The 13,761-nt window shown below is 67.9% G+C and carries 11 protein-coding genes; 4 read left to right on the top strand and 7 right to left on the bottom strand.

Annotated features, from left to right (window positions below):
• Window positions 1-8: 8 nt before the first annotated feature.
• Window positions 9-863 (bottom strand): hypothetical protein, encoded by an 855-nt coding sequence (locus tag ETD85_RS29010; RefSeq protein ID WP_138692967.1) that lies wholly within the window; start codon window positions 861-863, stop codon window positions 9-11.
• A gap of 188 nt (window positions 864-1,051) precedes the next feature.
• Between ETD85_RS29010 and ETD85_RS29005 the strand changes: the two genes are divergently transcribed.
• Window positions 1,052-2,347, top strand: coding sequence for an ABC transporter substrate-binding protein (locus tag ETD85_RS29005; RefSeq protein ID WP_138692966.1), 1,296 nt, complete (start codon window positions 1,052-1,054; stop codon window positions 2,345-2,347).
• 104 nt (window positions 2,348-2,451) lie between these two features.
• On the opposite strand, the gene ETD85_RS29000 is transcribed toward ETD85_RS29005, so the two are convergent.
• The 6 genes from ETD85_RS29000 to ETD85_RS28975 all read right to left on the bottom strand — a co-directional run bounded on the left by ETD85_RS29000 (window position 2,452) and on the right by ETD85_RS28975 (window position 7,696).
• Window positions 2,452-2,826, bottom strand: coding sequence for a hypothetical protein (locus ETD85_RS29000; protein WP_138692965.1), 375 nt, complete (start codon window positions 2,824-2,826; stop codon window positions 2,452-2,454).
• A gap of 87 nt (window positions 2,827-2,913) precedes the next feature.
• Complete coding sequence (locus ETD85_RS28995; protein ID WP_138692964.1) at window positions 2,914-3,699, bottom strand: ABC transporter ATP-binding protein; 786 nt, start codon at window positions 3,697-3,699, stop codon at window positions 2,914-2,916.
• Window positions 3,696-4,634, bottom strand: a complete 939-nt coding sequence (locus ETD85_RS28990) for an ABC transporter ATP-binding protein (protein ID WP_138692963.1) — start codon at window positions 4,632-4,634, stop codon at window positions 3,696-3,698. The genes ETD85_RS28995 and ETD85_RS28990 overlap by 4 nt, the downstream gene beginning before the upstream one ends.
• Window positions 4,624-5,622 carry a branched-chain amino acid ABC transporter permease gene (locus ETD85_RS28985; RefSeq protein ID WP_138692962.1) on the bottom strand — a complete coding sequence of 333 codons (999 nt, stop codon included), beginning with the start codon at window positions 5,620-5,622 and terminating at the stop codon, window positions 4,624-4,626. The genes ETD85_RS28990 and ETD85_RS28985 overlap by 11 nt, the downstream gene beginning before the upstream one ends.
• A 16-nt stretch (window positions 5,623-5,638) precedes the next feature.
• Window positions 5,639-6,928, bottom strand: coding sequence for a branched-chain amino acid ABC transporter permease (locus ETD85_RS28980; RefSeq protein ID WP_240779496.1), 1,290 nt, complete (start codon window positions 6,926-6,928; stop codon window positions 5,639-5,641).
• Window positions 6,929-7,324: 396 nt separating this feature from the next.
• Window positions 7,325-7,696 carry a PaaI family thioesterase gene (locus ETD85_RS28975; RefSeq protein WP_138692961.1) on the bottom strand — a complete coding sequence of 124 codons (372 nt, stop codon included), beginning with the start codon at window positions 7,694-7,696 and terminating at the stop codon, window positions 7,325-7,327.
• Window positions 7,697-7,815: 119 nt separating this feature from the next.
• On the opposite strand from ETD85_RS28975, the gene polA reads away from it, so the two are divergent.
• The 3 genes from polA (at window position 7,816) to rpsA (ending at window position 13,356) form a co-directional block, all read left to right on the top strand.
• Window positions 7,816-10,506, top strand: coding sequence for a DNA polymerase I (gene polA, locus ETD85_RS28970; RefSeq protein ID WP_138692960.1), 2,691 nt, complete (start codon window positions 7,816-7,818; stop codon window positions 10,504-10,506).
• Window positions 10,507-10,578: 72 nt separating this feature from the next.
• On the top strand, window positions 10,579-11,673 hold the full coding sequence (locus ETD85_RS28965; protein WP_138692959.1) for a polysaccharide deacetylase family protein: 1,095 nt from the start codon (window positions 10,579-10,581) through the stop codon (window positions 11,671-11,673).
• A gap of 192 nt (window positions 11,674-11,865) precedes the next feature.
• Window positions 11,866-13,356 (top strand): 30S ribosomal protein S1, encoded by a 1,491-nt coding sequence (gene rpsA, locus ETD85_RS28960; RefSeq protein ID WP_138692958.1) that lies wholly within the window; start codon window positions 11,866-11,868, stop codon window positions 13,354-13,356.
• Window positions 13,357-13,761 lie beyond the last annotated feature (405 nt).

Raw genomic sequence — 13,761 nt, 5'->3', positions numbered from 1 at the left:
CAGTCCGCTCAGCCGCCCAGGCCGCACGTCTTGAGCGCGTACGCGATGAGGCGTTCCTGCAGCGGCTTGGGCGGCACCACGATGACCACGCGCTCCTCGCCCCCGTCGATGCTCGCCCGCACGGGGAACAGGAACGCCTTCTTGGCCTCGGCGAACGCGTGCGGGTCACAGCGGCCGGGCGTGAGCACGATCGGCGCTCTCAGCCCCTGCTCGGTGGCCTTCAGCACGCCCAGGGGCCGGTGCCCGGGCGTGACGATGAAGTGGGTGGTGCCGTTCATGTCGTTGAGCGCCACCGTGCCGGCGCCGCGCCGGGTGACGACCAGCTCGCCCCGCATGGCCTTGCTCGACTCCGTCCACTCGGGACCGAACTCGATGCTCGCCGCCTGCTTGATCAGGAATTCCGAGCATTCGTCCCGCAGCAGCCTGGCCAGCAGCGGGTCCGGGTGCGGCACGTCGAAGACGACCTGGCGCAACGGCCCCGAGCCGGTGCTGAGATGGGCCACCACGGTCGCGGGACGCACCTCGGGCAGGCCCTGCGGTGAGCAGTTGGCGGCGCCGAAGGGGATCGGCAGGTCCGTGCGCTCGGTCTTCTTGATCGTCGCGTCGGCCGTTTTCGGCGCCAGCGTTTTGAAAGACGGCGTGACCAACTGCAGGTCGGCGAAATAGACCGGTGTGTCGCTGGTATTGCGGACGGCCACTTGGAGCGCGTGCACGGGCTCGTCCGAACGCCACTGCGCCAAAGAGACGGATACGCCGGGGGGCGGCCCGGAGGGCGGCGGTGAAGACGGCGGTGAGGGTTGCCCGGAGGAGCCGCAGCCGGCGACGAGGAGCCCGATGAGGATGGGGAGCGTTTTGCGCTTCACCTGACGCACATTAAGCGTCCTTGCGCAGGTCCCGTAAGTTGAGGACTGATTACGACTCCGCATCCAAGTGCCGACAGTTCCCCAGCGGATCTGTCGGAGCATCCTGGGGTTTTATACGTTTCCGTCATTCGATCGGGAACGCTCGGCGGTGCTGACGGATCCCGGCCTGGAAATGAAGGAGACACTTCATGATCCGCATTGCTCCCGCGGGACGGGTGCTGGCTGTCGTGGCTGCCACCAGCCTGGCCCTGACAGCCTGCGGTGGTGGCGGCAGCAACACCGCCACGCAGACTTCCCCGAGTGCCGCGCCATCCTCGGCGGCTCCTGCGGCGAAGGGCGACGGCACCCTTACTCTGGGTACGCTGCTGCCCCAGACCGGCTCGCTCGCGTTCCTCGGCCCGCCCGAGTTCGCCGGCGTCGATCTGGCGCTCAAGGAGATCAACGAGGCCGGGGGCGTGCTCGGCAAGCCCGTCGCCAAGATCGACACCGACTCTGGTGACACGACGACCAACATCGCCTCGCAGTCGGTGGACAAGCTGCTGGCGCAGAAGGCCGACGCCATCATCGGCGCCGCATCCTCGTCGGTGTCGGAGTCGGTGATCGACAAGATCACGGGCGCCGGGGTCATCCACTTCTCGCCGGCCAACACCTCCGACAAGTTCACCACCATCAGTGACAAGGGCCTGTACTTCCGTACCTCGCCGCCGGACAAGCTGCAGGGCCGCGTGCTCGGCGACCTGATCGTGGCCGACGGCAACGACACGGTCGGCATCCTGGCCATGCAGGACTCCTACGGCACCGGCCTGGCCGACCAGGTGCAGAAGACGGTCACCGACGGCGGCGCCGAAGTGGTCGAGCGCGTCGACTACGACCCGAAGGCCGCCGACTTCTCCGCCGAGGTCGCCAAGATCAAGGCGAAGAGCCCCAAGGGCATCGTCCTGATCGGCTTCGACGAGACCGCCAAGGTCGTCAACGAGCTCGTCAAGCAGGGTCTGCCGGCCAGCAAGCACAAGTGGTACATGGTGGACGGCAACACCTCCAACACCAACTACCTGAAGATGCCCAAGGGCACGCTGGACGGGGTCAAGGGCACGATCCCCGGCGCGGCGGCTCCCGAGGACTTCCAGAAGAAGCTCATCGCGGTCGACGCCGACCTGAAGGACTTCAGCTACGCTCCTGAGTCCTACGACGCGGCCAACCTGATCGCCCTGGCCGCCGAGGCCGCCAAGAGCGACGCGGGCGTCGACGTCGCGGCCAAGCTGATCGAGGTCAGCAAGGGCGGCGAGAAGTGCAAGAGCTTCAAGGAGTGCGTCGACCTGCTGAAGGCCGGCAAGGACATCGACTACGAGGGCGTCAGCGGCCCGGTCGAGTTCAACGACGCCGGTGACCCGGCCGTCGCGACCATCGGCATCTACCAGTACGGCGGCGACAACAAGTACGCCACCAAGGCGCTCGAGTACCGCACCGGCAACATCGCCGGCTAAGGGTCGGTCAGCCCGCGGGAGCGGCTGTCACCCGACAACTCGGGCACCTGACGATCAGGGCACCTGACGGTGAGGGCCCGGCCACCACGGCCGGGCCCTCGTCGTCATTTGCACCCCGCCACGATGGCGTCGGCGGCGACCCGGTACTCCTTCAGCAGGGCCACCTGCCGGTCGCGCGGCACGTCGTTCCTGGACAGGCCCGCGGTGGTCGTCTTGACGGTCTCCACGGCCCCGTGGAGCGACTGGGGCAGCCGGGCGCCGAACTGCAGCGTGATGCCGCGTACCTCCGCCAGGCGGCCTATCACGGCGTCCTCGAAGTACTGCTGGTCCTCCTGGCCCTTCGGCTTCAGCATGAGGCCCGCGTACCCGATGGAGGAGACCACGCGGGCGCACGGGCTGTCGGCCGGATCGCCGCCGGTGCTGTACTTCTCGGCTGAGGAGGCGTCGTCCTGGCAGCCGACGAGCAGGACCGGAAGCATGACCGCGATTGTCGCTAAACGTTTCACATCGCACATTAAAGAACGGAGAAGGGGCCCCATGGGAGCCCCTTCTCCGTCTGGATCGCTCTACGCCTTGGCCAGCGTGCCCAGATACAGCTCGATGACCTTGGGGTCGTTGGCGAGCTGCCGCCCGGTTCCGGTGTAGGCGTTGCGGCCCTGGTCGAGGACGTAGCCGCGGTGGCAGATCTGCAGGCAGCGCCGCGCGTTCTGCTCCACCATGATCACCGTCACGCCCGCCTTGTTGATCTGCTGGGCCTGGATGAACACCAGGTCCTGCAGCTTCGGCGACAGGCCGGCCGATGGCTCGTCCAGCAGCAGCACCGACGGCTCGGTCATGAGGGCCCTGGCCATCGCGACCATCTGCCGCTCACCGCCGGACAGGGAGCCGGCGCGCTGCTTGCGCCGCTCCTTGAGCGCGGGGAACAGCTCGGCCACGAACTCGAAGCGCTCTTTGAACTTCCCCGGCACCTGGAAGGCGCCCATCTCGAGGTTCTCCTCGATGGTGAGGCTGGGGAAGACGTTGTTGGTCTGCGGCACGTAGCCGACGCCGCGCGAGACCAGCGAGTGCGCCTTCATGTTCGTGATGTTCTCACCCTTGAGCAGCACCGTGCCGCTGCGGATGTTGACCAGCCCGAACATGGCCTTGAGCAGGGTCGACTTCCCGGCGCCGTTGGGGCCGATGATGCCGATCAGCTCGCCCTCTTTGACGTAGAGGTCGGAGCCGTTGAGGATGTTGACGCCCGGCAGGTAACCGGCGATCAGCTCGTCGCACCGCAGCACGGCGCCCTCGGCGCCCTCCAGGTGCTCGCTGCGGTCGGTGACGGCCTGCTGAGACTCTGGGCCGGCGTTCACTTCTGCGTCTCCCCTTCGATCTCGGCGTCGAGCGCGGCCTCGGCCTCGTGCAGCTGGGCCTCCAGCTCGCCCTCCGACAGCGGCGCGTCGTGGTGGGCGCCCAGATAGGCGTCGATCACGCGCTCGTCGGACATGATCGTCGAGGGCGGTCCCTCGGCGATGACGGCGCCCTGGGCCATGACGATCACCCAGTCGCTGATGTCGCGGACCATGTCCATGTCGTGCTCCACGAACAGCACCGTCATGCCCTGGTCACGCAGATCCTTGACGTGGCCGAGCAGCGACTGCGTCAGCGCGGGGTTCACCCCGGCCATCGGCTCGTCGAGCATGACCAGCTCGGGCTGGACCATGAGGGCGCGGGCCATCTCCAGCAGCTTGCGCTGGCCGCCGGACAGCGATCCGGCGAAGTCGTCCCGCTTGGTGTCGAGCTTGAACCGGGCGAGCAGCTCCTCGGCCCGCTCGGTGATCTCGTTCTCCTGGCCGCGCCAGGAACCGGGGATGAGCGCCCGCCAGAAGGTCTCGCCCTTCTGCTGCTGGGCGCCCAGGCGCATGTTCTCCAGCACCGTCAGGCGCGACAGCGCCTTGGTGAGCTGGAAGGTGCGCACCATGCCGGAGCGGGCCACCCGGTGGGCGGGCACGCCGTTCATCGCGCGCCCGTTGAACGTCCACGAGCCGGAGTCGGCCGTGTCGAACCCGGTGAGCTGGTTGAAGAACGTGGTCTTGCCGGCCCCGTTGGGGCCGATCAGCGCGGTGATGGAGCCGCGCTGGACCTCGACGTGGTCCACCTCGACGGCGGTCAGGCCGCCGAAGCGGCGCACCACGTTGTCCACCACCAGGATGGGGTCCGGCTTGGGCACGCCGGGGTCGCGCGCCAGGTCCTTGAACGCCGCCAGGGCCGCGGCCTTGCGTTCGGTGATCGTGCTTTCAGCGTGCATCGATTGCTATCTCCCTCTTGTCACCGAAGATGCCCTGTGGCCGGAAGACGAGCAACAGGATGAGTCCGAGGCCGACGAAGATGTAGCGGAAGGCGCCCACCTGGGTGACGTCCATGAAGGTGATGTACCCCGCCGAGACCGCCTCGGTGAGCACGCCGTAGATCAGCACCAGCAGCACCCAGAACAGCGCCGCGCCGACGACCGGGCCCAGCACGCGGGCCGCGCCGCCGAGGATGACCATCGTGTAGAGGTAGAACGTGGTCTCGGTGCCGAAGACGTCCGGCTGCACCGAGCCGTAGGCCAGGCCGTAGATGAAGCCGCCCAGCGAGCCGATGACGCCGCCCAGGATGAGCGACTGCATCTTGTAGGAGAAGACGTTCTTGCCGAGGCTGCGCACGGCGTCCTCGTCCTCGCGGATGGCCTTGAGCACGCGGCCCCACGGGCTCTTCATCAGCAGGTAGACGATGAAACAGCACAGGGCGATCAGCAGCCAGCCGACGAACATCACCCAGAGCACCCGGTGGTTGAAGAAGATCGGCACCGGGCCGAGGTTGAAGCCGTACTCGTTCTCGGGGAACGGGTTGAGCGCGTAGAAGCCGTCGGAGAACCCGCGCCGGCCGTCGGAGCCGCCGAAGACCTCCTTGAACGTCACCGAGCGGAAGACGAGCCGGATGATCTCCGCCACCGCGATGGTGACGATGGCCAGGTAGTCGGCGCGCAGCTGCAGCGTGGGAATGCCCATCAGCAGCGCCAGGATCACCGCTCCGGCCAGGCCGACGGCGATCCCGACCCAGAACGGCAGGCCGAGCACGGTGACGGTGACGGCGAGCCCGTAGCCGGCCACGCCCATGAAAGCCGCCTGGCCGAAGTTGAGCAGGCCGGTGTAACCGAAGTGGATGTTGATGCCGATGGCCGCCAGGCCGTAGAGCACCGTCTCGACGTTGATGGCCGCCTTGATGGTGGTGCTGATGATCGTGATCCAGTCCATTCTGATCCTCCCCCGATCAGCCGACCCGCTCGCGGCGGCCCAGGATGCCCTGCGGCCGGACGAGGAGCACGATGATGAGCACGGCGAGCGCGCCGACGGACTTGAGCTCCGGTGGCACCCACAAGGTCGAGACCTGGATGAACAGGCCCACCACGAGCGAGCCGACCAGTGCGCCGAAGGCGGTGCCGAGGCCGCCGAGGGTCACGCCGGCGAAGATGAGCAGCAGGATGTCCTGGCCCATGGTGTATTTCAGGTTCTGCGAGAGACCGAGCATGATGCCCGCCAGCGCGGCGATGGCGCCGCCCATGGTCCAGATGATCCGGATCACGCGATCGACGTTGATGCCGGACGAGGCCGCGAGCGCCGGGTTGTCGGCCACGGCGCGGGCCGCCTTGCCGGTGCGGGTGCGCAGCAGCGCGATGCCGACGATGATCAGGACCGAGAGCTCGATGCCCATGGCGACGAAGTTCTTCGGCGCGGCGGAGATCGGCCCGACCTCGATGCCGGGCTGGGCGGTGTACTGGGCGTAGGACTCGTTCTCGCCGCCGAACATGATCAGGAACACGTAGCGCAGGAAGATGGCCACGCCGATGGAGATGATCATCATGGCGATGGTGCCCGTGCCGCGCTTGCGGAGCTGGCCCCAGAACAGGCGGTCCTGGAGATAGCCCAGGCCGCCGGCCACTATCACCGCGATCACCGCCGCGGGGATGAGATGCAGGCCGGTCCCCACGTTGAAGGCGTAGGCGAGGAGCGCGCCGAGCGTGACCAGCTCGCCGTGGGCGAAGTTGGTCAGGCCGGTCGTGCCGTAGATGAGCGACAGACCGAGCGCGGCCAGGGCGATGATCAGGCCCAGGTTGAGACCCTCGAACGTGAGCTGCGCGGCCCTCGTCCAGAACGAGCTGCCGCCACCCTCCTCAGGCTGGGCCTGGCCGGGGGCCGCCTTGGGCTGGAGCGCGAACAGGACCGTGGAGCAGTTTCCCTCGTAGACGGTCGGCGTGCGGACGTTGGTGCCGCCGCGGACCTCGCTGTTCTGCGGAAGGGAGCCGACATCGAGCGTTACCTTGTATTTACCCGGCTTGTCGACCTGGACGTCCCACGTGCCCTGGGCGTTGCTCGTGACCTCCTTGACGGGTTGTCCGCTCTCGGTGGTCACGGAGATTTTGGCGCCGTTCACTGGCTGGCCTTGGAGTTTGAGTGTTCCCTTCAATCCCTGGCAGTCGGCCGGGCCCGCATGGGCGGGTCCGGCCAGCAGGAAGATGAGTCCACCCAGGAAGGCCGTGAACGCGATCACGGCTCTGCGCAATGGTGCTCCCTCAAGTAGGTCAAGGCGGGGTTGTGCCCCTCCATCTCGACACGCGGGCATCGCAGGCACAACTGGGATGCTGTGGCGGGAGCTTATTCTGGCGACGCCCGGTTCAGTATCGTTCGTCACCAATTAGTGACAACTGCGTGTCACTCATGTGAGGAATCAACGCACCAGGTCAGGGGCTAAATGAGCGGAGACGCCTGGCGCTTCTCGGAAACGAATCCATAAAGATCGTCCGGTGGAACTGGAGGAGCCCGCGGGGCGGCCTTTGGGGCCATGTAAGGCTTCCCCGGCCGTACACGTTTTCTACTTGGCCTCCCCGCGGGCTTGTCCTGGCAACCGTAGCGACCCGCGGGGCCGGCGCGCAAAGGGTCGGCAGAAGTGACCGGAGGGTCAGCTGTCGCGCAGCATGCAGGTGAGGCGGGAGGTGCAGACGCGTCGCCCCTGCTCGTCGGTGATCTCGATGTCGTACGTGGCCAAAGTGCGGCCTCCGTGCAACTTCGTCGCGACCCCCGTGACGTAACCCGATCGCGCCGAGCGGTGGTGGGTGGCGTTGATCTCGATCCCCACGGCGATGCGGCCGGGCCCGGCGTGGATGGCCGCGGCCACCGAGCCGAGCGACTCCGCCAGCACCACCGAGGCGCCGCCGTGCAGCAGCCCGTACGGCTGGGTGTTGCCCTCGACCGGCATCCGGCCCACGACGCGGTCGGGCCCGGCCTCGACGAACTCGATGCCCATACGCTGGGCGAGAGTGCCCTCATGCATGCCGCTGAGGACCTCCAGACCGGCCGGGGCGGGGTTTGCGGGGTTGGTCTGCGTCAAAGGGACGTCTCCACTCTTCCGAGCTCAGGTTTTCTGTCGCAGACGCAGACTAGGCTGCGTACGTGCCGAAGAGTGAAGTGACCCCCAGCCGCCCGTGTCTGTTGCTGCTTGACGGGCATTCCCTGGCCTATCGCGCGTTCTACGCGCTCAAGGACGCCAACCTGATGACCACCGACGGTCAGCACACCGAGGCGGTCTACGGGTTCACCTCGATGCTGACCAACATCCTGCGCGACGAGCAGCCGACCCACGTGGCGGTGGCCTTCGACAGGTCGGAGCCGACGTTCCGGCACGAGGAATACGCCGACTACAAGGCCGACAGGAGCGAGACCCCCGAGGACTTCCGCGGTCAGATGCAGCTGATCTTCGAGCTGCTCGACACGCTGCGCATCCCGCGCCTGTCCAAGGCGGGCTTCGAGGCCGACGACCTGATCGCCACGCTGGCCACCCGCGCCTCCGCCGAGGGGATGAGCGTCCTGATCGTCACCGGCGACCGCGACGCGCTGCAGCTGGTCAACGAGCACGTCACGGTCCTGATGACGCGGCGCGGCATCAGCGACATGACCAGGTTCACGCCCGAGGCGGTCGAGGAGAAGTACGGCCTCACCCCGGCGCAGTATCCCGACTTCGCCGCGCTGCGCGGCGACCCCAGCGACAACCTGCTGAGCATCCCCAGCGTGGGCGAGAAGACCGCGGCCAAGTGGGTGCGCGAGTTCGGCTCGCTGACCGCGCTCGTCGACCGGGTCGACGAGGTCAAGGGCAAGGTCGGCGACAAGCTGCGCGAGCACGTCGCCCAGGTGCTGCTGAACCGGCGCCTCACCGAGCTGCTGCGCGACGTCGCGCTCGACGTGGAGCTCGGCGAGCTCACCCAGGGGGCCTGGGAGCGCGAGGAGATCAACAAGCTGTTCGACACCCTGCAGATCCGCGGGGAGCTGCGCGAGCGCGTGTTCAAGGTGCTCGGCACCGGCGAGCAGGAGCCCGAGCTGGGCTTCGAGGTCGAGACCGTGATCCTCGGCCCCGACCGGGTCGGCGGCTGGCTGGCCGCGCTGCCCGAGGGCCGCGCCGGGCTCGCCTTCAAGGGCGTCTACGGCAGCGGCACCGGGCGTGTCGAGGGCATCGCCGTCGCCTCGCCCGACGGCACGGCCGCCTTCATCGACCCCGTCAAGCTCACCGAGGCCGACGAGGCGGCCCTGCGGGCCTGGCTGGGCGACGACACCAAGCCCAAGGCCGTGCACGACGCCAAGGGGCCCATCCTGGCCCTCTGGGCGCAGGGCATGGAGCTGCGCGGCCTGAGCTGCGACACCGCGCTGGCCGCCTACCTCGCCATGCCGGGCCAGCGCACGTTCGCGCTCGAAGACCTGGCCAGGCGCTACCTCAACCGCGACCTGCGGGCCGAGGAGGAGTCGAGCGGGCAGGCCGCGCTGTTCGGCGACGACGAGGACGCCCCGGCCAAGGACCTCGCGCTGCGCGCCCACGCCGTGCTGGAGCTGGCCGTCTCCCTGGAGACGTTCCTGGCCGGGCGCGGCGGCACCCAGCTGCTGGCCGACGTGGAGCTGCCGCTGCTGGCCGTGCTGGCCGAGATGGAGCGGGCGGGCATCGCGGTCGACGGCGAATACTTCGCGGGCCTGGAGGGTGAGTTCGGCGCCGCGGTCAAGCACGCCGTGGAGGAGGCGCACCGGTCGGTCGGTGAGCAGTTCAACCTCGGCTCGCCCAAGCAGCTCCAGGAGATCCTGTTCACCCGGCTCGGCCTGCCCAAGACGAAGAAGATCAAGACCGGCTACAGCACCGACGCCGACCAGCTCGCCTGGCTGGTCACGCAGACCGAGCACGAGCTGCCGACGATCATGCTGCGCCACCGTGACCAGCAGAAGTTGCGCACCACCGTCGAAGGGCTGATCAAGGAGATCTCCGACGACGGCCGCATCCACACCACCTTCAACCAGATCATCGCCGCCACCGGCCGCCTGTCGTCGGAAAAGCCCAACCTGCAGAACATCCCGATCCGCACCGCCGAGGGCCGCCGCATCCGGCAGGGCTTCGTGGTCGGCGAGGGCTACGAGACGCTGCTGACGGCCGACTACAGCCAGATCGAGCTGCGCATCATGGCCCACCTGTCGGGCGACGAGTCGCTGATCGAGGCCTTCGAGTCCGGCCACGACTTCCACCAGGCCACTGCGGCCAGGGTGTTCGACCTGCCGCCCGAGCAGATCGACGGCGAGCTGCGCGCCCGCATCAAGGCGATGAACTACGGGCTCGCCTACGGCCTGTCCGACTTCGGGCTGTCCGGGCAGCTCAACATCCCGGTGGCCGAGGCGCGGGCGCTGAAGGAGGAATACTTCACCGAGTTCGGCGGCGTGCGCGACTTCCTGCAGGCCATCGTCCAGCAGGCGCGTGCCGACGGCTACACCGAGACGATCATGGGCCGCCGCCGCTACCTGCCCGACCTCACCAGCGACAACCGCCAGCGCCGCGAGATGGCCGAGCGGATGGCGCTCAACGCCCCGATCCAGGGCTCGGCCGCCGACATCATCAAGGTCGCCATGCTCAACGTCCGCCAGGCCATCGTGGAGGAGGGGCTGGCCTCGCGGATGCTGCTGCAGGTGCACGACGAGCTCGTGTTCGAGGTGGCGCCAGGGGAGCTGGAGCGGCTCAGGGCGCTCGTGTGCGACCAGATGAACGCCGCCTACCATCTGCGGGTCCCGCTGGAGGTCTCCGTGGGCGTCGGGCGTACGTGGGAGGACGCCGGCCACTGATCATCAGGGCCGTTGTTTGGGCGGTTCTGCACTACCCTGGATGCTACGTTTCACCGAGCGGCCGGGAGTTCTGTGCGGATATCAGCGTCCCTCACGCGGATCATCGGCATCGCGAACGTGGTGGTGGTGACGGTCGCCATCATCGGGTTGAGCCTCCTGCCGCCCGAGGGCAGGCCACACGCCGAGCCGAAGGACGTGGCCAAGGTCGACAACGGCGTCGCGCCGGCGACGCCGGCCCCGGTCGGCCAGCCGCCAGGGGTGGTCTCCACCCCCGAGTTCGCCCGGCAGGTGCACGCCAACGAGGTCGGCCTCGTGCCCGTGCTGATGTACCACCGGATCCTCGCCAAGCGCGTCGCCTCGATCGACCGGACTCCCGCCCAGCTCAGGAAAGAGCTGGAGAAGCTGGCCAAGCAGGGCTACGTGCCGATCAGCGCCAGGGAGTTCGCCACCGGCGACATCCAGGTGCCGGCGGGGAAGTTCCCGGTCGTCCTGACGTTCGACGACGGGCACCCGAGCCACTTCGCCCTGGACGCGAGCGGCAACCCCGCGCCCGACACGGCCGTGGGCGTGATCCAGGAGGTGGCCAGGAAATACCCGTCCTTCCGCCCGGTCGCCACGTTCTGGATCAACAGGGAGCCGTTCGGGTTGCGGGACAGGGAGTCCCAGACGGCGGCCGTGCGGTGGCTGGTCGATCACGGCTACGAGGTGGCGAACCACACCTGGAACCACCCCAACCTGCGCGCGCTGAAGAAGAAGAAGGTCAGCGAGCAGATCGTCCGGATCGAACGCCTGCTCAAGAAACTCGGCGTGCCGCCCTCCAGGACCATGGCTTTGCCGTATGGCTCCATGCCCAGGACCAAGAAGGCCGCCCGTACGGGCTCATGGGACGGCTCCAGGTATGATTTCGCGGGCGTGTTCCTCGCCGGAGCCGAGCCTTCGCTTTCGCCCTACGCGAAAAAATTCGATCGTGGTGCGATCCAGCGGATCCAGAGCAACGGCAAGAAGGGCGAGTGCCGCAAGTGGTGCTCGCAATACTGGCTCGAATGGTTGCAAAAGCACCCTGACAAGCGCTATGTCTCCGACGGAGACCCCGACCGGATCTCCGTCCCGGAGAAGCAACGGGGTAAAATCGGGGCCAAGCGCGGGCTCCAGGTCATCGCCTACTGAATCCTCCTTGGATTGACCCAGTGGCGAAGGTCTCATATGCTGATCGCTGCGCTGTGGGCTCGCGCGCGCCTCAGACGGAGCGGGCTCGCGCTCGGTCACGTCGATGTCGTAATTCCTCGGCTTGATGCGGAAGAGGGCCTGCCGCGCATCCGCCACATCGACATCCTGTCCGCGTTCGGAGCAATTCCACACATGACGTCCAGCACTGAGGCCACCTCGAGCACCCCGCAGGTAGCGGTCAACGACATCGGGTCCGAGGAAGCCTTCCTCGCAGCGATCGACGAGACCATCAAGTACTTCAACGACGGCGACATCGTCGAGGGCACCGTCGTCAAGGTCGATCGAGACGAGGTCCTTCTCGATATCGGCTACAAGACCGAGGGTGTCATCCCCTCGCGTGAGCTTTCCATCAAGCACGATGTCGACCCTGCTGACGTCGTGGAAGTCGGCGAGCATGTCGAAGCCCTGGTCCTCCAGAAGGAGGACAAGGAGGGCCGGCTGATCCTGTCCAAGAAGCGTGCTCAGTACGAGCGCGCCTGGGGCACGATCGAGAAGATCAAGGACGAGGACGGCATCGTCACCGGCACGGTCATCGAGGTCGTCAAGGGTGGTCTCATCCTGGACATCGGCCTGCGTGGCTTCCTCCCGGCGTCCCTGGTCGAGATGCGCCGCGTCCGCGACCTGCAGCCGTACGTCGGCCGCGAGCTCGAGGCGAAGATCATAGAGCTCGACAAGAACCGCAACAACGTGGTTCTGTCGCGCCGCGCCTGGCTCGAGCAGACGCAGTCCGAGGTTCGCCAGACGTTCCTCAACACCCTCCAGAAGGGCCAGGTCCGCAAGGGCGTCGTCTCCTCGATCGTCAACTTCGGTGCGTTCGTGGACCTCGGCGGCGTTGACGGTCTGGTCCACGTGTCCGAGCTGTCCTGGAAGCACATCGACCACCCGTCCGAGGTGGTCGAGGTGGGCCAGGAGGTCACGGTCGAGGTCCTCGACGTCGACATGGAGCGCGAGCGCGTCTCCCTGTCGCTCAAGGCCACTCAGGAAGACCCGTGGCAGCAGTTCGCCCGCACCCACCAGATCGGCCAGGTCGTGCCGGGCCGCGTCACCAAGCTGGTGCCGTTCGGTGCGTTCGTCCGGGTCGAGGAGGGCATCGAGGGCCTGGTCCACATCTCCGAGCTGGCCGAGCGCCACGTGGAGATCCCGGAGCAGGTCGTCCAGGTCGGCGACGAGATCTTCGTGAAGATCATCGACATCGACCTCGACCGTCGTCGCATCAGCCTCTCGCTGAAGCAGGCCAACGAGGGTGTCGGGACCGAGGTCGAGTTCGACCCGACCCTCTACGGCATGGCGGCCACGTACGACGACCAGGGCAACTACATCTACCCCGAGGGCTTCGACTCGGAGACCGGGGAGTGGCTCGAGGGCTTCGACAAGCAGCGCGAGGAGTGGGAGCGGCAGTACGCCGAGGCTCAGACCCGCTTCGAGGCTCACAAGAAGCAGATCGAGGAGGCCCGCAAGGCCGAGGCGGAGGCCGGAGAGGCCGCTCCCTCGTCCTACAGCGGTGAGACGCAGCCCCAGGCGGGCAGCAGCAGCTCTTCCTCCTCGGCTCCGGCCAGTGGTGCGCTCGCCTCGGACGAGGCGCTCGCGGCTCTGCGCGAGAAGCTCGCCGGCGGTCAGAGCTGAGGTCATAGGTCCTCGTCTCTGGCTTGAGGCATAGCCTTCACCGAAAGGCCCCGCACGGATCCTCGTGCGGGGCCTTTCGCGTGCCCGGGATGCAGGGGGCCGAGGCGGGTGTGCCCGAGGCGATCGGCTGAGCTCGCCGGGGCGACCGAGCACACCCGCCTCGGCCCCCTGGCCACACCCGCCTCGGCCTCCTGGCCACACCGCTTCGGGCCTGAGGCCGTGCGCTGCCTGGGATGGTCGGGTTGTGCGTGCCCGGGGATGCAGTGCCGTGCGCGTCCGAGGCGGCCGGGCGCGCGTGCAAAGGGTCGGAAGGTGGGGCGGGCTTTGGGCCGGCCGGGCCGGATGGCCAGGGCGCACAGAGCGCGTGGCCGGGGTGGCTCGGGCGGCGTGGCCAGCGGCCTGGAG

Origin of the sequence: Nonomuraea zeae (assembly GCF_005889725.1) — a bacterium.
Classification (GTDB): Bacteria; Actinomycetota; Actinomycetes; order Streptosporangiales; family Streptosporangiaceae; genus Nonomuraea; species Nonomuraea zeae.
This window is presented reverse-complemented; position numbering and strand designations above follow the sequence as displayed.